Annotated in this window: 19 protein-coding genes; 5 read left to right on the top strand and 14 right to left on the bottom strand. The window is 71.7% G+C overall.

Going from position 1 to position 18,027, the window contains the following annotated elements:
* Positions 1-13: 13 nt before the first annotated feature.
* The 9 genes from hpnD to ACFY0D_RS12045 form a co-directional block, all read right to left on the bottom strand.
* Positions 14-976 carry a presqualene diphosphate synthase HpnD gene (gene hpnD / locus ACFY0D_RS12085; RefSeq protein ID WP_390798231.1) on the bottom strand — a complete coding sequence of 321 codons (963 nt, stop codon included), beginning with the start codon at positions 974-976 and terminating at the stop codon, positions 14-16.
* Positions 973-1,866, bottom strand: coding sequence for a squalene synthase HpnC (hpnC, locus tag ACFY0D_RS12080; protein ID WP_390798230.1), 894 nt, complete (start codon positions 1,864-1,866; stop codon positions 973-975). The genes hpnD and hpnC overlap by 4 nt, the downstream gene beginning before the upstream one ends.
* A 409-nt stretch (positions 1,867-2,275) precedes the next feature.
* A complete protein-coding gene (locus ACFY0D_RS12075) occupies positions 2,276-3,058 on the bottom strand; it encodes an ABC transporter ATP-binding protein (RefSeq protein ID WP_390798229.1) in 783 nt (260 codons plus the stop codon).
* Entirely contained in the window at positions 3,051-3,980 is a 930-nt protein-coding gene (locus ACFY0D_RS12070) for an ABC transporter permease (RefSeq protein WP_390798228.1), read from the bottom strand. Before ACFY0D_RS12070 ends, ACFY0D_RS12075 begins: the two co-directional genes overlap by 8 nt.
* A gap of 94 nt (positions 3,981-4,074) precedes the next feature.
* Positions 4,075-4,959 carry a glycosyltransferase gene (locus ACFY0D_RS12065; RefSeq protein WP_352040460.1) on the bottom strand — a complete coding sequence of 295 codons (885 nt, stop codon included), beginning with the start codon at positions 4,957-4,959 and terminating at the stop codon, positions 4,075-4,077.
* Positions 4,956-5,735, bottom strand: coding sequence for a CDP-alcohol phosphatidyltransferase family protein (locus ACFY0D_RS12060; RefSeq protein WP_390798227.1), 780 nt, complete (start codon positions 5,733-5,735; stop codon positions 4,956-4,958). The genes ACFY0D_RS12065 and ACFY0D_RS12060 overlap by 4 nt, the downstream gene beginning before the upstream one ends.
* A complete protein-coding gene (locus tag ACFY0D_RS12055) occupies positions 5,713-6,774 on the bottom strand; it encodes an iron-containing alcohol dehydrogenase family protein (RefSeq protein ID WP_314246495.1) in 1,062 nt (353 codons plus the stop codon). Before ACFY0D_RS12055 ends, ACFY0D_RS12060 begins: the two co-directional genes overlap by 23 nt.
* Positions 6,762-7,514 carry a sugar phosphate nucleotidyltransferase gene (locus ACFY0D_RS12050; RefSeq protein WP_390798226.1) on the bottom strand — a complete coding sequence of 251 codons (753 nt, stop codon included), beginning with the start codon at positions 7,512-7,514 and terminating at the stop codon, positions 6,762-6,764. The genes ACFY0D_RS12055 and ACFY0D_RS12050 overlap by 13 nt, the downstream gene beginning before the upstream one ends.
* Positions 7,511-9,151 (bottom strand): DUF5941 domain-containing protein, encoded by a 1,641-nt coding sequence (locus ACFY0D_RS12045; protein ID WP_390798225.1) that lies wholly within the window; start codon positions 9,149-9,151, stop codon positions 7,511-7,513. The genes ACFY0D_RS12050 and ACFY0D_RS12045 overlap by 4 nt, the downstream gene beginning before the upstream one ends.
* Between ACFY0D_RS12045 and ACFY0D_RS12040 the strand changes: the two genes are divergently transcribed.
* From ACFY0D_RS12040 to idi, 3 genes are all read left to right on the top strand, one after another.
* Positions 9,128-9,265 (top strand): hypothetical protein, encoded by a 138-nt coding sequence (locus tag ACFY0D_RS12040; protein ID WP_266377147.1) that lies wholly within the window; start codon positions 9,128-9,130, stop codon positions 9,263-9,265. The genes ACFY0D_RS12045 and ACFY0D_RS12040 overlap by 24 nt on opposite strands.
* A 422-nt stretch (positions 9,266-9,687) precedes the next feature.
* A complete protein-coding gene (locus ACFY0D_RS12035) occupies positions 9,688-11,001 on the top strand; it encodes a GNAT family N-acetyltransferase (RefSeq protein WP_390798507.1) in 1,314 nt (437 codons plus the stop codon).
* Between the two features lie 153 nt (positions 11,002-11,154).
* Positions 11,155-11,754 carry an isopentenyl-diphosphate Delta-isomerase gene (gene idi, locus ACFY0D_RS12030; protein WP_351148882.1) on the top strand — a complete coding sequence of 200 codons (600 nt, stop codon included), beginning with the start codon at positions 11,155-11,157 and terminating at the stop codon, positions 11,752-11,754.
* Between the two features lie 61 nt (positions 11,755-11,815).
* On the opposite strand, the gene ACFY0D_RS12025 is transcribed toward idi, so the two are convergent.
* Positions 11,816-12,310 (bottom strand): ATP-binding protein, encoded by a 495-nt coding sequence (locus ACFY0D_RS12025; RefSeq protein WP_390798506.1) that lies wholly within the window; start codon positions 12,308-12,310, stop codon positions 11,816-11,818.
* A gap of 142 nt (positions 12,311-12,452) precedes the next feature.
* Positions 12,453-13,100, bottom strand: coding sequence for an HdeD family acid-resistance protein (locus ACFY0D_RS12020; protein WP_390798224.1), 648 nt, complete (start codon positions 13,098-13,100; stop codon positions 12,453-12,455).
* 129 nt (positions 13,101-13,229) lie between these two features.
* On the opposite strand from ACFY0D_RS12020, the gene ACFY0D_RS12015 reads away from it, so the two are divergent.
* A complete protein-coding gene (locus ACFY0D_RS12015) occupies positions 13,230-14,012 on the top strand; it encodes an enoyl-CoA hydratase/isomerase family protein (protein ID WP_390798505.1) in 783 nt (260 codons plus the stop codon).
* Between the two features lie 10 nt (positions 14,013-14,022).
* Here the strand turns inward: ACFY0D_RS12015 and ACFY0D_RS12010 are convergent, their stop codons facing one another.
* Entirely contained in the window at positions 14,023-14,658 is a 636-nt protein-coding gene (locus tag ACFY0D_RS12010) for a DJ-1/PfpI family protein (RefSeq protein WP_390798223.1), read from the bottom strand.
* A gap of 77 nt (positions 14,659-14,735) precedes the next feature.
* Positions 14,736-15,707 carry a GlxA family transcriptional regulator gene (locus ACFY0D_RS12005; RefSeq protein WP_390798222.1) on the bottom strand — a complete coding sequence of 324 codons (972 nt, stop codon included), beginning with the start codon at positions 15,705-15,707 and terminating at the stop codon, positions 14,736-14,738.
* A 100-nt stretch (positions 15,708-15,807) separates the two neighbouring features.
* Between ACFY0D_RS12005 and ACFY0D_RS12000 the strand changes: the two genes are divergently transcribed.
* A complete protein-coding gene (locus ACFY0D_RS12000; RefSeq protein ID WP_390798221.1) occupies positions 15,808-17,445 on the top strand; it encodes an ABC-F family ATP-binding cassette domain-containing protein in 1,638 nt (545 codons plus the stop codon).
* Here ACFY0D_RS12000 and ACFY0D_RS11995 read toward each other — a convergent pair.
* Entirely contained in the window at positions 17,432-18,004 is a 573-nt protein-coding gene (locus ACFY0D_RS11995; RefSeq protein WP_390798220.1) for a hypothetical protein, read from the bottom strand. The two genes, ACFY0D_RS12000 and ACFY0D_RS11995, sit on opposite strands and share 14 nt — an antisense overlap.
* Positions 18,005-18,027 lie beyond the last annotated feature (23 nt).

Genomic DNA, 18,027 nt, shown 5'->3' with positions numbered 1-18,027 from the left:
GTGATCGCGGTCATCAGGCTCGCCTCCGGGTGTTCTGGCGGGTGACGGTCCGCGCGTCGAGTCCGGACAGGCCGCGCACGGCGACGTACGCCTTCTCGTGCGGCGGCAGCGACACGCGGCCCCGCAGCACCGCCTCCGGCTCCCGCTCGATGCGGTCCAGCAGGCGCCGGTAGATGCCGGCCATGGCGGCCACGCAGGCGCCGCTGCGCCGGTCGAGCATCGGCAGCAGCCGGTATCCCTCGGCGAACAGGGCGCGGGCGCGCCGGACTTCGTGGTGGACGAGCCCGGCGAAGTCGGCGCCGGCGGGCATCCGGTCGCTGTGGAAGCCTTCCGAGCAGCCGAACTTGGCGAGGTCCTCGGCGGGCAGGTAGGTACGCCCGTTGCCGGCGTCCTCGCGGACGTCCCGGAGAATGTTGGTGAGTTGCAGGGCAAGGCCGAGGGTGTCGGCGTACTCCCCGGCGCGCGCGGCGTCGTCCGCTGCGAGGCCCGAGCCGTTCACCGTGCCGAACACGCCGAGCGAGAGCCGCCCGATGGCCCCGGCCACGCAGCGGCAGTAGATCTTGAGGTCGTCCCAGGTCTCGTACGTCTCGCCGCGGACGTCCATCAGGACCCCGTCGATGAGCTCGTCGAGGCCGCCGAGCGGGATCGGGAAGCGGCGCGCGGCGTGCGTGAGGGCGACGGCGACCGGGTCGGTGTCGTCCTCGTCGACCTCCTCGGCGAGGATCCGCCCGAGCAGGGCGCGGGTCTCCTCCAGCCGGGCGAACTTGGCCTCGGGCGCCAGCGTGCCGTCGCCGATGTCGTCGACCCGACGCGAGAAGGCGTACAGCGCGGACATCGCCTGCCGCTTGTCGTTCGGCAGCAGCCGGATGCCGTAGGCGAAGTTGCGCGCCTGTGAACCGGTGACGGCCTCGCAGTAGCTGTAGGCGGCCTGGACCGGTGCGGACACGTGTGTGGGGCCCTCCACGGTCGGGCTCACCCCTTTCTCGGCGCTGTGCGCAGGACGGCGGCCACCTCGCGGAGCAGGCCGCTCTTGGTGGGCTTGGGCGGGCCGGGGAGTACGTCGAAACCGGCGGCGGTGACGGCTCGCAGAGCCGCACGCCCCCCTCCCACGAAGCCCGCGAGCAGCAGCCGGAGTCTGCCGTGCACGCTGCCCACGAGCGGGGTGCCTTCGTTCAGCAGTTCGCGTGCGCGCTCGGTTTCGAATGCGACCAGGGAGCGTACGGCCGCGCCGGCCGACGGGGCCGCGAGCTCCGCCTCGGTCACGTGGAAGCGGCGCAGGTCCTCGGCGGGCAGGTAGATCCGGTCGCGGCCGAGGTCCTCGGCGACGTCCTGGATGTGCTCGACGATCTGCAGGGCGGTGCAGACGGCGTCGGAGCGGCGGATCCGTTCGGGGGTGCTGGTGCCGGTGAGGGAGAGCACGAGGCGGCCGACCGGGTTCGCGGACAGCTCGCAGTAACCGACCAGGTCGGCGTACGTCCCGTAGCGCGCGACCCGCTGGTCCTGGCGGTTGGCCTCGATCAGGGCGAGGAACGGCTCGGGGGTCAGGCCGTGGGCGCGGACGACGGGCTGCAGAGCCTGCAGCAGCGGGTGCCGCGGCGGGCCGGCGGGGCCGGCGGCACCGTTGAAGACGCGGTGCAGGTCGGCTTCGAGGGCGTCGAGCATGGCGGGCCGGTCGTCGGCCGCGGCGGGGTCGAGACCGAGGAGGACGGCGTCGTGTCCGCCGGGGGCGAGGTCGCCGTCGCCGATGTCGTCGACGAGGCGGGCGTACCCGTAGACGGCCGTCAGCCCGTCGCGCCAGGCGCGGGGCAGGAAGACGGGGGCGACGGGGAAGTTCTCCGCCGCCGCTTTGTCGAGGGTGGCGCTCACGTGGACCGTGTCGGCCAGGGGTCGGATGCCGTGCCCCGGGTTCACCGCCCGCCGCCCGGGGCGGGGACGGCCGTCGTGCCTGGGGGCCGGAGAATTCCCGTAGCCATTGCCGTCACATCTCCCGTTCTACACTGCCGACCCATTACATCCTATTTCGGACACGCCGCCGGGGGATTCCCCGGGCTGCCCCAAGGCCCTTCAACTGCGGGGAATCGTCCCCTCTTGCCGCGATTGAGGACCGCCTCAGCTTACGCTGTAGAACGTCGCGGAGCCCTCTCGGGTATTCGCTCCGCCACCGAATGTCGCCGCGAAATGCGAGAACACGATTGAGGCCCCCGCCGCGCTGAGCGGCGGGGGCCTTCGGGTGAAGCGGAAAAGCGCCGGAAGAGGGCACCGCGCGACCCGGAGGTCAGCCGTTGGTTGCCTTCTCGTATGCCGAGACGACTTCCTCGGTGGGCCCGTCCATCAGGAGCTCACCCTTCTCCAGCCACAGCACCCGGTCACAGGTGTCGCGGATGGACTTGTTGTTGTGGCTCACCAGGAAGACCGTGCCGGCCTTCTGCCGCAGTTCGCGGATCCGGTCCTCCGAACGCACCTGGAAGCTGCGGTCACCGGTGGCCAGGGCCTCGTCGATCATCAGAACGTCGTGGTCCTTGGCCGCCGCGATGGAGAAGCGCAGACGCGCCGCCATGCCGGAGGAATAGGTACGCATCGGCAGGGAGATGAAGTCGCCCTTCTCGTTGATGCCCGAGAAGTCGACGATGCTCTGGTAACGCTGCTTGATCTGCTCGCGGCTCATACCCATCGCGAGGCCGCCGAGAACGACGTTCCGCTCACCGGTGAGGTCGTTCATCAGGGCCGCGTTGACACCCAGCAGCGAGGGCTGGCCGTCGGTGTAGACCTTGCCCTCCTCGCAGGGCAGCAGGCCCGCGATGGCGCGCAGCAGGGTCGACTTGCCGGAGCCGTTGGACCCGATGAGGCCGATGGCCTCGCCGCGGTAGGCGGTGAAGGAGACGCCGCGCACGGCGTGGACCCGCCGGACGCCCGGGGCGTCGACCTTCTTCCGGCGGACTATCTTGCTGAGCGCGGCGGTGGCCGCACCCTTGCCGCTGCTGCCGGTGTTGACCCGGTAGACGATGTGGACGCCGTCCGCGATCACGGTGGGGACGCGCCCCTGAGTGTTGTCAGCCACGGCCGTAACGCTCCTCAGACTTCCAGAAGTACACGAAGCCACCGATGCCGATCACCGCGGCCCAGCCCACCGCGAAGGCCCACACGTGCGGAGGCAGGTTGCTCGCCGCGTAGTCGTCGATCAGCGCGAACCGGATGAGGTCCATGTAGATCGCGACCGGGTTCCACAGCAGCAGGTCACTGATCCACTCGGGCTGTTCCTTGAGGTAGATCCCGATCGGGAACATGACGCCGGAGGCGTACATCCAGGTACGCATCACGAACGGCATCAGCTGCGCGAGGTCGGGGGTCTTGGAACCCGCCCGCGCGAAGATCATGGCGAGGCCGGTGTTGAAGACGAACTGGAGCGCCAGGGTCGGGATCACCAGCAGCCAGGAGAGCTGTGGATAGTTGCCGAAGCAGACGGCGATCACGAAGACGACGATCATCGAGTACAGCAGCTGCTGGAGCTGCTGGAGCGAGAAGGACACCGGCAGGGCGGCGCGCGGGAAGTGCAGCGCCCGGACCAGCCCGAGGTTGCCCGAGATCGCCCGGACGCCCGCCATCAGCGAGCTCTGGGTGAAGGTGAAGACGAAGATGCCCATCACCAGGAACGGGATGTAGACGTCCTTCGGCATCTCCCGGCCCGCTTTGAGGATCAGGCCGAAGATCAGCCAGTAGACGACCGCGTTCAGCAGCGGGGTCGCCACCTGCCAGACCTGGCCGAGCTTCGCCTGGCTGTACTGCGCGACCAGCTTGGCCCTGGAGAAGGCCATGATGAAGTGGCGCCGGCCCCAGAGCTGCCGTACGTACTCACCCAGGCCGGGCCTGGCGCCGCTGACCGAGAGGCCGTACTTCCTGGCGAGCTCCGCGGCGCTCAGCCCCGCGTCGTCGGACAGCGGCCTGCTCGTGGCGAGGGCGCCGTCGTGGGTTGTGTCACTCACAAGTTGAAACTTTCGTCTTCAAGATGCGGCCAGGTGGGCATCAGGCTGGTGGCTCGAGGCCCGTGATCGCGTCATGTTCCCAGACGCGGGCTGGTCAGATGACAGGAGGTCGGCCCAGCCGGGTCAACCGCCAGACCGTTCGCCATCTCATCGGGCGGCGGGGTCCGCAGGGAGTGGTCCACCCCTCCCGGAAACCGCCGAACCAGGCCTTGAGCGCCGGTGCCGACGGCCTGCGTACGAGCGTCAGCAGGAGCCAGACGCCCAGGTAGACCGGGACCAGCGGGGCGGGCAGGTTGCGGCGGGCGAGCCACACCCGGTTACGAGCCACCATACGGTGGTAGACCGCGTGCCGGGAGGGGGCAGTTGTCGGGTGCAGCAGCACCATGTCCGACCGGTAGTCGATCAGCCACCCTGCGTCGAGCGCCCGCCAGGCCAGATCGGTCTCCTCGTGCGCGTAGAAGAACTCCCCCGGCAGCGCTCCGACCTGCTCGAACACCGTCGTGCGGACGGCGTTGGCGCCGCCCAGGAAGGTGGTCACGCGGGAGGAGCGCATCGGGTCGGAGGCGCGCAGCCGCGGCACGTGCCGGCGCTGGGTCACACCGGTCTCCGGATCGGCGATCCGGAAGCTGATGATCCCGAGCGCGGGGTCCTCGGCGAAGGCCTGCCGGCACAGCTCGGCGGTGTCGGTGCGCTCCAGCAGACCGTCGTCGTCCAGGAAGAGCAGCACGTCCACGTCGCCGCCGCCGGGTCCGAAGGCCTCGATGCCGACGTTGCGCCCGCCCGGGATGCCCAGGTTCTCGGGCAGGTCGATGCTGCGGACGCCCTCGGGCAGGCCGGTGACCTGCACGCCCTGGCCCACGACGACCACGTCGACGGGGGCCCCGTCCTGGCGGGCCACCGAGTCGAGGAGAGCCTTGAGCTCGTCGGGCCGGTTGCCCATGGTGATGATCACGGCGCCCAGCCGCAGCGGGGCACTCACTTGAGCCTGCTGGAGGCGAGGATGGACACCAGGTGCAGCACGGTCTGGAGCATCGCGATGGCGGCCAGCACGGCGACCCCGACCCGGGACCAGTACAGGTCGCCCTGCAGCTGGTCCACGACGGCCAGCACCAGGATGAGCAGCGAGGCCTCGATGCCGAGGATCAGGCGGTGGAACTTGAGCGCGGCGGCGGCCCGGCGGGCGAGCGCCATGCCCTTCGCGCGCGGCTCGGCGGCCGCGTCCTTGACCACGGGCTTGCCGGCCTGGTGGCGGGCGACGCCGACCAGGTCGGTCTCGGCCTTGATCAGGATGGCGCCGAGCGCGGCCAGGGTGCCCAGGAAGGCCCACAGCCAGTCGGCGCCGCCGGGGCCCCACAGGTCGGCGGCGCGCAGGCCGAAGCCGACCAGGACCGCGGCGTCGCACAGGTAGGCGCCGACCCGGTCCAGGTACACGCCGGAGAGCGAGAACTGCTTCTTCCAGCGGGCGACCTCGCCGTCGACGCAGTCGAGCAGCAGGTACATCTGGACCGCGATCACGCCGAGGACGGCACCCCAGATGCCCGGCACCAGCAGGGCCGGGAGGGCGAGGACGCCGGCCAGGGTCATCAGGTAGGTCAGCTGGTTCGGCGTGACCTTGGTGGTGACCAGGAAGCGGGTGATGCGCAGGGAGATCTCGCGCATGTAGAGGCGCCCGCCCCAGTGCTCGCCGCTGACCCGGTCCTTGACGCCCGCAGGGTGGACGACGGGCCTCAGTTCAGCTACGGATGGTCTTGACATAGTCGGCGTAAGCGTCCCTGATCTCGGCGGCGGACAGGTTGAGGTGCTCCAGGATCGTGAAGCGTCCCGGGCGGGTCTGGGGGGCGTACTCGACGGCCGCGACGAACTCGTCGACGCTGAAGCCGATCTCCTCGGGTCCGACCGGCAGGCCGTGCCGGCGCAGCACCTCGACGAAGAGGCCCGACTGTTCGGCGGCCCCGCGCAGGTGCATCGCGAAGGCTGCGCCGATGCCGACCTGCTCGCCGTGGAGCGCGGAGCGTCCCGGGTGGAGCAGGTCGAAGGCGTGGCTGATCTCGTGGCAGGCGCCGGACGACGGGCGGGAGTCCCCGCTGATCGACATCGCGATGCCGGAGAGCACCAGCGCTTCGGAGAGCACGGTGAGGAACTCGTCGTCGCCGCATCCGCCGGGGTGGCGCAGCACGGACTCGCCGGCGGTACGGGCCATGGCGGCGGCCAGGCCGTCGACGGGCTCACCGTTGATCTTGTGCGAGAGCTCCCAGTCGGCGATCGCCGAGATGTTGGAGATCGCGTCACCGATGCCCGCGCGGATGAACCGGACCGGGGCTTCCTTGATCACGTCGAGGTCGATCACCATGGCGATCGGCGTCGGCACACCGTAGGAACCGCGGCCGTTGTCGTTGTCCAGGATGGACACCGGCGAGCAGATGCCGTCGTGCGAGAGGTTGGTGGCGACGGCCACCATGGGCAGCCCGACCCGCGCCGCGGCGTACTTGGCCACGTCGATGATCTTGCCGCCGCCCAGGCCCACGACGGCGTCGTAGCGGCGGCCCTTTATGTCGTCGGCCAGCTTGACCGCGGAGTCGATGGTGCCGTCGACGACCGCGTACCAGTCGGCGTGCGGCAGCACCGGCTCCAGCTTGGCGCGCAGCGCCACGCCGGAGCCGCCGCTGATCGCGATGGCCAGCTTGCCGGAGGCGGAGATCCGCTGGTCGGCCAGGAGGCCGGCCAAGTCGTCCATCGCCCCGCGACTGATGTCGACGACGACGGGCGAGGGGATGAGCCTCGTCAGTACTGGCATGCGATCGTCCGGCCCTTGGCGAGGTCGTCGTGGTTGTCGATCTCGACCCACTTGACGTCGCCGATGGGGGCCACGTCGATGGTGAAGCCGTCGTTGACGAGCTGCTGGTAGCCGTCCTCGTAGTAGAGGTCGGGATCGCGCTCGAAGGTGGTCTTCAGGGCCTCGGCGAGCTGCTCGGCGGCCTCGGGCTCGATGAGGGTGACACCGATGTACTCGCCGGTGGCGTCGGAGGGCTCCATCAGCTTGGTGATCTTCTGGACGCCCTTGCCCTCGGCGGTGACGACCTTCATCTCCTCGTCGGCCAGGTTCTTGACCGTGTCGAGGGCGAGGATGATCTTCTGGCCGTTGCCGCGGGCGGCGAGCAGGGTGCGCTCGACGGAGACCGGGTGGACGGTGTCGCCGTTGGCGAGGATCACGCCCTGCTTCAGGACCTCACGCGCGCACCACAGGGAGTAGGCGTTGTTCCACTCCTCGGCCTTGTCGTTGTCGATCAGCGTGATCTTGACGCCGTACTTGGCCTCCAGGGCCTCGCGGCGGGCGTACACGGCTTCCTTGCGGTAGCCGACGACGATGGCGACCTCGGTGAGGCCGACCTCGGCGAAGTTGCCCAGGGTCAGGTCGAGAACCGTCAGGCTCTCCTCGTCACCCTCGGGGCCGACCGGCACGAGCGCCTTGGGCAGGGTGTCGGTGTAGGGACGCAGACGGCGTCCGGCACCGGCAGCGAGTACAAGGCCGATCATGCTGGTTCTCCTTCGTCATGTACGGCGGGTGCTCCGGAGGAGACCCAGAATCGGATGCTCTCCACGAGCACCACGAGTGCCACGAACACGGCCACGGCCGTGAGCGCGACGGGGAAGTCCGCTTCGCGCGATACGAGGACGGCCGCCAGGGCCGTGATCAGCAGGACCCGGCCTTCGTGGCCGCCGATCGTCCGCACCAGCCAGTGCGGGGGCGCGCCGGTGCCGCCGCGGATGCGGTACACCGTGTCGTAGTGATGGTAGGCGACCGCCGCGATCAGGCCGAATGCCGCCGGGAGGGCCCCGGGGACCTCCGCCTTCATCGCCAGGATCAGCACGGTGGTGTACTCGGCGGCCCGGAACAGCGGCGGGATCAGCCAGTCCAGGGCGCCCTTGAGGGGCGCGGCGACGGCGAGGCCGGCCGCCATGACATAGATCACCGCGACGGCGATCAGCCGCGGGTCTCCGAAGGGCAGGAACACGGCGCCCGCGATCATCACCAGCGTGCCGAGGGCCGCCACGTACACGGAGCCGAAGGACCCGGCGCGGCCGCGCAGCAGGCGGGCCTGGAGCTCGGCGAGCGGGCCGGAGTCGGCCAGGTCGGCCAGCGCCTGGGCCGCCCGGTCGGTCCGGGTGGCCTTGCGCGTCAGGGAGCGCAGGACCCGGCCGGCGGTGGTGTAGAGCGCGCCGAAGGCGCAGCCGATCAGCAGGGCGTAGAAGACGATCCGCGGCGTGGTGAAGGCGGTCAGGACCGCGATCATCGCCCAGCGCTCACCGATCGGGAGGATGATCATCCGGCGGACCCACACGGTCCAGCCGACGCTGTCGAGCCGGCCGGAGAGCGCGGCCGTGGGACTCGTGTTGGCGGTGGCGTCGTGGTTGGCCTCGTTGAAGGAGAAGTCCACGACGTGCCGGCAGGTCATCAGGATCATGGAGCCGACGGCCAGGGCCCAGACGTCGTCGCCGTTCCTGGCCGCGCCGAGCGCGAGGCCCGCGTAGAAGGCGTACTCCTTCGCGCGGTCGAAGGTGGCGTCGAGCCAGGCACCCATCGTCGAGTACTGGAGCGAGTAGCGGGCGAGCTGCCCGTCGGTGCAGTCCAGCACGAAGGAGACGAGGAGCAGCACCCCGGCCGCCGCGTAGCCCCAGCGCTCGCCCGTGGCCGCGCACCCGGCCGCGATGAGCGCGGTGATCAGCGAGGCGGTGGTGACCTGGTTCGGGGTCAGGCCGCGGCGCGCGCACCAGCGGGCGATGTAGCGCGAGTAGGGGCTGATGCAGAAGGTGGTGAAGAAGCCGTCGCGGGACTTCACGGCGGTCCGCAGGCGTACGGCCTCGTCGTCGACGGCGGCGACGGCGGCGGTCGCCGCGTCGCGCTCGGCAGGGCCGGCGGGGACCGCGGCGACGAGCGTGCCCAGTTCGGGGCGCTGGACGGTGGTCCCGGCGGCCTCGACGGAGGCGGCGAGCCGGTCGGCGTACGGGCCGGCCCCGTCGGTGCCCGCGGCTGCCTCGGCGGCGGCCTTGTCGAGGGCCCCGCGGGCTCCGGTCTGGACGGCGAGGGCGCCGGTGACGGCGCAGGCGTCGAAGCGCGGGTCGGTCAGCGCGAGGCGCAGCGTGTGCAGGTGCCCGACGAAGGCACTGTCCACGACGGCCACCCGCTGGTCGGCGGGTACGCCCGCCAGCGCGGCGGCGGCGTCCTTCGGACCGGCGGCCGAGCGGACGTCGAAGCCGAGGGAGCGCAGCTCGTCCGCGAGCGGTGATCCGGGGACCGGCAGGCCGGTGAGGATGACGGTCGGCAGACGAACTCACTCCTTGTAACGGATTCCGAACGCGCGCCCTTATGGGGCGGCGGCACGTCGGCAGAGGCTATCGGATGAATGGAAGCAGGGGTTCACCACCCGTTTACGCCCTGATAAGCCGAATATTCGGGCCCCGGGCCGGGTTCCGATCATCATTGACGATCACGGCGCGGTACCACAAACGGCCCGGATGTTACGGTGGACACGCCCCTGAACGTGTCGAGTGGAAAGAGGTGGGTTGATGACCGTCGTAGTGGTCGCGGCCATGCGCAGCGAACTCCGGTGCATCTCCCCCTCTTCCTTCCGGGCATCCGGCCGGGCCTGATCACACAGCTGGGCCTCGTCGGCCGGAGCCCCCGTTCCAAGGGTTCACGTTGACCGACATCTATGCCTTCGACGACACCTCCGATCCCGAGGGCGTCGACGACTTCACGCACGCCTTCTTCGCCCTGCACCACGGCCTGCCCCGGCAGGCTCCGGGCTCCGACGCGAGCACCCGCCACCTGTTGTCCCTGTGCGGAGCGCTGCCCGAGCGGCCGCGCGTCCTCGACCTGGGCTGCGGCCCGGGCCGCAGCGCGCTGCTGCTCGCCGCCGAGGCGGGTGCGGCGGGCACGGGCGCCGACGTGACCGCCGTCGACCTGCACGGCCCCTTCCTCGACGAGCTCCGTACGGCCGCCGCGGCCCGCGGTCTCGCCGACCGGGTCCGCACGATCGAGGCGGACATGGGCGCACTGACCGGCGAGGACTTCGAGGACGGTTCCTTCGACCTCGTCTGGGCGGAGGGCTCCGCTTACATCCTCGGCTTCGACGCCGCGCTCGCGCGGTGGAAGCGGCTGCTCGCCCCGGGCGGCACCCTGGTCCTGACCGAGTGCCAGTGGTCGGTCCCCGATCCGTCCGCGGGCGCCCGCGCCTTCTGGGACCCGCACTACGCGCTGCGCACCACCGCCGGCAACCTCGCGGCCGCCCAGGCGGCCGGGTACCAGGTGCTCGGCGTGCACGAGCTGCCCGGCTCCGACTGGGCCGAGTATTACGGCCCGCTCGCCGAGCGGGTCCGTGCCCTGTCCGGAACCGGCGGCCCGGCGATGGCGCGGGCCCTGGCCGCGTCGCGCGAGGAGCTCGACGTACGGGCCCGCCACGGGCACGAGTACGGGTACACGGGCTACGTCCTGCGCCCGGTGAGCGCCGGGGACGGCGACGCCTGGCCCGCCCGGCCGGAGACCACGGCCGACGTGGCCGCCGTCCGGGAGATCAACCTGGCGGCCTTCGGGACTCCGCTGGAGGCCGACCTCGTGGACGCGCTGCGCGCCGACGGCTCGTGGCTGCCCGGGCTGTCGTACGTGGCCGAGGCCCCGAACGGGTCGGTGGCGGCGCACGCCCTGCTGACCCGGTGCGAGGTCGGCGGCGCACCGGCGCTCGCGCTCGCGCCGGTGGCGGCCGATCCCGCGCTGCAGCGCTCGGGCGCGGGCAGCTCGGTCGTACGGGCCCTGCTCGCGGCGGCCCGGGAGCGCGGGGAGTCACTCGTCCTCGTCCTGGGGCACCCGGCGTACTACCCGCGCTTCGGTTTCGTACCGGCGTCGCACTTCGGGATCCGGGCCCCCTTCGAGGTCCCCGACGAAGCCGTGATGGCGCTGGTGCTGGATGATTCCCGTCCGGTCCCGGCGGGAACGATCACGTATCCGGCCCCTTTCGGAGTCTGACGCGCGCACGAGGTCATGTGAGTGACACGTGAGGTGATCCGCCCCCCGTCGCGTAGCACGCGACGGGGGGCGGACATGCGTGGATGTCCGAAGTGGGGACAAGCCTCTTTTGTACGGCAGACTGAAGGCCGAAGTCCGAAGCGAAGGATGGGTATGCCGACCACACCAGCCACCGCCGCGAACAGCGCGTCCAACGGCACCGGTACTCAAGAACCGATCATGCTCGAACTGGTCGACGAGGCCGGCAACACCATCGGCACGGCGGAGAAGCTCTCCGCCCATCAGGCGCCCGGGCAGTTGCACCGGGCGTTCTCCGTGTTCCTCTTCGACGAGCAGGGCCGTCTGCTGCTCCAGCAGCGGGCCCTCGGGAAGTACCACTCCCCCGGCGTCTGGTCGAACACCTGTTGCGGTCACCCCTACCCCGGGGAGTCGCCGTTCGCGGCCGCGGCCCGGCGGACCCATGAGGAGCTGGGCCTGTCGCCCTCGCTGCTCGCGCAGGCGGGGACGGTGCGCTACAACCACCCGGACCCCGCATCGGGTCTGGTGGAGCAGGAGTTCAATCACCTGTTCGTGGGACTCGCGCAGACTGTCGTGCGGCCGGATCCGGAGGAGGTCGAGGACACCGCCTTCGTCACCGCCGGGGAACTGGCGAAGCGGCACGCCGAAGCGCCGTTCTCGGCCTGGTTCATGACCGTACTGGACGCGGCGCGGCCCGCGATCCGCGAACTGACCGGCGACGCGGCGGGCTGGTAGCCCGTACGCCGTCCCGCCCGCCCGTCGGCCGAGCGCCGGCCGCCGCCTCGCCGGCCGCCGCTCAGCCGGCGGTCGGCGGGGCGGTGAGCGGCAGGGCCGCCCAGATCACCTTGCCGCCGGTCGAGGTGTGCTCGACGTCGCAGACCCCGCCGGCCTCCAGGGTGATCTCCCGGACCAGGAGCAGGCCCCGGCCGCCGGTCTGGCCGAAGTCGGCCTCAAGCGCCTTGGGCCGGTAGGGGTGGTTGTCCTCGACGGCCACCCGCACCCACTCACGGCCGATCGCGACCTCGACCGCGACCTCCGGCGAGAGCAGAGCGGCGTGCCGGACCGAGTTCGTCACCAGCTCGGAGACGATCAGGAGCAGGGAGTACACGAGGTCCTGATGGGCCGGCACCCCCTGGCGCCCGAGCAGGTCCCGGACCGCACGGCGGGCCTGCGGAACGGATTCTTCAACCGCGGGCGCGGTGAACCTCCACACACCCTCGTAGGCGAGGGGGTCGGCCGGGGCCTCTGCCTCACCCGCCTTGGCCTGCGGGACACTCCCGCTGACGTCCATGTTCCGTCCCCCGTCTTCACGCTCGATCGTCTCCACGCGACAAGAGTGGGGAACGGGCTGGTCCGGACCGGACTGCTGACCATAAGTCAGCGCCTATCGGACACATTCTGACCACTGGCGTATGACAGAGTCAGTTGTTCGACTATTCCTGATCTTCTGCCGGACGCTTCCCGGCCGTCTCGCCCGGCACGTCCCCCGCGGCCGCCGCCGCCGGAGCCTCGTCCTCCCTGACCAACCCCAGGATGCGGCGGGAGCCCATGCCCATGGCCACCAGGCTCAGCCCGTCGAACAGCAGGGCGAGGGAGAAGAAGGTTCCGATCACGTACAGACTGTTGCCGGGCCAGTTGGAGAGGATCAGGAAGCCCAGCAGGATCCCGAAGGCGCCCTGGACGACCGCGAGCCCGAAATTGGCACCGCGCACCACCAGCGCCCCGACCAGCCGGAACACCCCGCCCGTGAGGAAGAGCAGTGCGGCGAACATGGTCAGCGCCTCGGCGCTCGCCTCGGGACGGCGCAGGATCACGAAGCCCGCGGCCAGGTTGATCGCGGCGACGACGACGGCGAGCCAGAAGTAGTTGCTCCTGCGCCACTGCACGGCCTGCAGCAGGCCCACGACACCGCCGATCAGCAGCAGCCAGCCGAAGAGGAACATCGAGGTGAGCGTGGCCAGGCCCGTGTAGACGAGACCGACCAGACCGGCCAGCACCAGGATCACCCCGAGCGCCGTCATGAGCGCGAAACTGCGGCTGAGCTTCTTCTTCTCCCGCTGCGGTTCCGGGCCCCCGGCCATGGCCCTCGTACCGTCTGCACGGTCTGCACGGTCTGCGCCCATGGACGTGCCACCTCCTCGCACCCCCGACGGACTCCCTTGATCATAGGTATGACCGCCCGGGATAGCATCCGGCGCATGGACGCAGCCATGGACGCAACCCTCCTGCACACGGTCGCCGACGGGGTGGCCACGATCGTCATCTCGCACCCCGCCAAGCGCAACGCCATGACCGCCGCCATGTGGCGCAGGCTCCCGGAGCTGGTGGCGGGCATGGCGGACGACCCGGCGGTACGGGTGCTCGTACTGACCGGGGCCGGGCCGACCTTCTGCGCGGGCGCCGACATCTCCTCGCTGACCCGGGACGCGGCGGAGCCCGGGGAATCCGGGGCTTCCGGGGCCGCGGACCCGCGGGCCCTGGCCGTGGCCGCGGAGGAGGCCCTGGCCGCCTTCCCCAAGCCCACGCTCGCGGCGATCCGCGGCTTCTGTGTGGGGGGCGGCAGCCAGCTCGCGGCCGCCTGCGATCTGCGCTTCGCCGAGGAGGGGGCCTCCTTCGGGGTGACCCCCGCCAAGCTCGGCATCGTCTACGCGGCGTCCTCGACCCGCCGGCTCGCGTCCGTGGTCGGCCCGGCCTGGGCCAAGTACCTCCTCTTCTCCGCGGAGCTGATCGACTCGGAGACGGCGCTGCGCGCGGGGTTCCTGAACGAGCTGCTGCCGGCCGGCCGACTGGACAAGCGCGTCGCCGAGTTCACCCGGATCCTGGCCTCTCGCTCACAGCTGACTCAGGCGTCGGCCAAGGAGTTCGCGGACGGCCGGACCGACCGGGACGCGTACTGGGAGGAGCAGGCCGCCGGGAGCGAGGACACCGCGGAGGGGGTCGCCGCGTTCCTGGAGCGCCGGGCTCCGCGCTTCGCGTGGACCCCGGCTCCGTGACGGCCGGCCGTCAGCCGGCAGCCGGGAACGCCGTCCCCCGCAGCATCTCGACGAGAGCGGCCGGGGCCTTGTCGGGCGAACCGGCGTCGTAGGGCGGCTGGGGGTCGTACTCGGTCATCAGCTGCACGGCCTGGGCGAAGTCGTCGCCGGCGATCCGGCCGAGCAGGGTGAGCCCCATGTCGATCCCGGAGGACACCCCGGCGGCGGTGACGTACTTCCCGTCGAACACCACGCGCTCACCGGTGGGCTCGGCCCCGTGCTTCGCAAGCTTGTCCAGGTACAGCCAGTGGCTGGTGGCCCGCCGGCCGTCGAGCAGCCCGGCGGCGGCGAGCAGCAGGGATCCGGTGCACACCGAGGTGGTCCAGGTGGTGGTGGCGTCGACCGTGCGCAGCCAGTCCAGGACCACGGGGTTGGCCATCTCCCGCTCGGGATGCGGTCCGCCGGGCACGATGACGATGTCGGGCCGGGTGACCTCGTCGAGCCCCTTGTCGGCGACGAGCGCGAGCGCCCCGCTGTCGGTCCGTACGGGACCCGGCCGCTCGGAGACGAAGACGACCTCGGCGTCGGGCAGCCGGCCGAGGGTGTCGAAGGGCCCGACGGCGTCGAGGGCGGTGAAGTGGTCGTAGAGAAGTACGGCGATCTGCATGGCTCCTCCGGAGCGATGGTCGGAACGGGGCTCCGCCCCGGTGGGGCGGCTCATGCTTCTCGGCGCGCCGCCGGCCCTCAAGGGCGGGAGGTGCCGAACCGGCGGCGGTACTCGGCGGGCGGCTGGCCGAGGGTGCGTACGAAGGCCCGGCGCAGCGCCTCCGGGTTCCCGTACCCGCAGGCCCGGGCGATCTGTGCGATCCCTTCCCCGCTCTCCACCAGCAGCCGCCGTGCGTGGTCCACCCGGACCCGTTCGACGTACCGGCCCGGCGTGACCCCGGTCTCCGCCTGGAAGGCCCGTGCGAAGTGCCGCGGCGAGAGCCGGGCCCGGGCGGCGAGGTGCTCGACGCCCAGCTTCTCCCCCGGGTGCTCGGCGATCCATTGCTGCACGTCCCGCAGCGGGTCCCGGCGGGCCGTCTGGGCGGCCAGGTGCGCGCTGAACTGTGCCTGGTTGCCGGGCCTGCGCAGGAACACCACCAGGTGCCGGGCGATCGTCAGGGCGACGTCCTGCCCGTGGTCCTCCTCCACCAGCGCCAGGGCGAGGTCGATCCCCGCCGTGACCCCGGCCGAGGTGGCCACCGGTCCGTCCCGTACGTAGATCGGGTCCGGCTCGACGGCGACGGCCGGGTAGTCCCGCGCCATCCGCTCGCAGGCGTACCAGTGCGTCGTCGCCCGCCGCCCGTCCAGGAGCCCCGCCTCGGCCAGCAGCAGTCCTCCCGTGCACACGGAGACCAGCCGCTCCGCGCCACCCCCGTGGATACGGAGCCAGTCGGTGAGCCTGGGCTCGAAGTCCCCCGAGAACTGTCCCCCGGGCACCAGGACCGTGGTGCCGGGCCCCGGCCGGGCGCCCGCCAGTTCCCCGTCCGGCACCAGCGTCAGCCCGCTGCTGGTACGGACGGGCTCTCCGGCCGGAGAAACCGTCCGGATCGCGTACCCGGCCCGCCCCGGGAAGCGGGCGAGCGCGGCGAACACCTCCACCGGCCCGGTCACGTCCAGGCTCTGGACCCCGTCGTAGAGGAGGACGAGGACGTTGCGCGGCGATGACGGCATGGCTTCATGGTGTTCCGCCCCCGCGATGGCCGCAATGACGCGCTTCCCACCTATCCGGCCATGCCGGGTGCGGTCCGCGCGCGGATAGGATCGGCACATCATGACTGCAACCCTCGTCGCCAAGAAGCTCACCGCCGCGCACGGTGAGCGCACCCTCTTCGCCGATCTCGACCTCGTCGTCGCCCCCGGCGACGTCATCGGCCTCGTCGGCGTGAACGGCGCCGGGAAGTCCACCCTGCTGCGGCTGCTCGCCGGGCTGGACACCCCCGAGACCGGGGAGCTGCGGCTCTCCCCGCCCGGCGCCGCCGTCGGCCACCTCCCGCAGGAGCCGGAGCGCAGGCCCGATGAGTCGGTCCGGGAGTTCCTGGCCCGCCGTACGGGTGTGGCGGCCGCGCAGGCCGAGCTCGACGCGGCGACGCAGGGTCTGGTGGACGGAACGCCGGGCGCGGACGACGCGTACGCGACCGCGCTGGACCTGTGGCTGAACCTCGGCGGCGCCGATCTCGACGAGCGGGCCCAGGAGGTCGCCGACGAGCTCGGCCTCGCCGTCGGTCTCGACCTGCCCATGACGGCGCTCTCCGGCGGTCAGGCGGCCCGCGCGGGCCTCGCCTCGCTCCTCCTCTCCCGCTACGACGTCTTCCTGCTCGACGAGCCCACCAACGACCTGGACCTGGACGGTCTGGAGCGGCTGGAGCGGTTCGTCAAGGGGCTGCGGGCCGGCACGGTCGTGATCAGCCACGACCGCGAGTTCCTGACCCGGACGGTCACCAAGGTCCTCGAACTCGATCTCGCCCAGCAGCAGATCAACCTCTACGGCGGCGGCTACGACTCCTACCTGGAGGAGCGCGAGCGTGCCCGCAACCACGCCCGCGAGGAGTTCGACGAGTACGCGGGCAAGAAGTCGGCCCTCGAAGGCCGGGCGCAGATGCAGCGCAACTGGATGGACAAGGGCGTGCGCAACGCCCGCCGCAAGGCGTCCGACAACGACAAGATCGGCAAGAACCTGCGGGGCGAGTCGAGCGAGAAGCAGGCCGCCAAGGCCCGCCAGACGGCGCGGGCGATCGAGCGGCTGGAGGTCGTCGACGAGCCCCGCAAGGAGTGGGAGCTGCGCATGGAGATCGCGGCGGCCCCGCGCTCCGGCGCGGTGGTGGCCACCCTGCGCGAGGCCTCGGTCAAGCGCGGGGACTTCTCCTTCGGCCCGGCCAGTCTGCAGATCGACTGGGCGGACCGGGTGGCGATCACCGGGGCCAACGGCGCCGGCAAGTCCACCCTGCTCGCCGTCCTGCTGGGCCGGCTGGCCCCGGACTCCGGCTCCGCCACCCTCGGTTCCGGCGTCCTGGTCGGCGAGGTGGACCAGGCCCGCGGCCTGTTCCTCGGCGACGAACCGCTGCTCGAAGCCTTCTGCGCGGCGGTCCCCGAGACCGAGCCGGCCGAGGTCCGCACCCTGCTGGCCAAGTTCGGCCTGAAGGCGGCGCACGTCCTGCGCCCGGCGGCCACCCTCTCCCCGGGCGAGCGCACCCGTGCGGCGCTGGCCCTGCTCCAGGGCCGCGGGGTGAACCTGCTGGTCCTGGACGAGCCGACCAACCACCTCGACCTGCCGGCGATCGAGCAGCTGGAGGCCGCCCTCGACGCGTACGAGGGCACCCTCCTGCTGGTCACGCACGACCGCCGGATGCTGGACGCGGTGCACGTGACCCGCCGCCTGGAGGTCTCCGGCGGCAGGGTCACCGAGCTCTAGGGGGTGTCTCCTGCCGGTCCGGGCGGGCTGCGATGTCCGTGGCCCAGGCGCGGAAGGCCCGCAGGTCCCCGGGCGGGATGCGGAGTTCCTCGGGGACGAGGTCGGAGCGGGCCGCGTCGAGGAGGTCGGCGAGGCCGAGGTGGAACCAGTCCAGGTGCACGGAGTTGTAGGCCTCGATGAGCGGCCGGACCCGCTCCCGGATCGCGGCCGCCTCGGTGGCGTCGACCCCGGCGGCGGCCAGCCGGTCCAGGGTCGCCGCCCGGTGCCGGCGGTCGGACCCGGTGTCGAGGAACGGTTCGAGCAGGTCGCCCCAGACGTCGGGCCGCGAGCGCAACGGGATCCCGTTGCCGGTGCAGAAGCGCTCCAACTCCGCCCTCAGGACGGACGTCACGAAGACGATCTCCCCCGAGCGGGTGCGGATCTCCGGCGGAATGGCGGCCGGGTCGGCCTCCTGGGCCGCCGACGCGTACAGCACGCCCCCGGGCGCGGCGTCGGGCATCGCGCCGTCGCATTCCGGCAGGCGGACGCGGTCACCGTCGAAGAGCGGGTCGAAGATCACCCGGACATCGTCTCCCACGACCG

The sequence above is a fragment of the Streptomyces sp. NPDC001502 genome, assembly GCF_042894785.1.
In the GTDB taxonomy this organism is placed as follows: domain Bacteria; phylum Actinomycetota; class Actinomycetes; order Streptomycetales; family Streptomycetaceae; genus Streptomyces; species Streptomyces kutzneri.
Note: the sequence above shows the minus strand (reverse complement) of the source record. Positions and strands in the feature narration are given on the sequence as shown.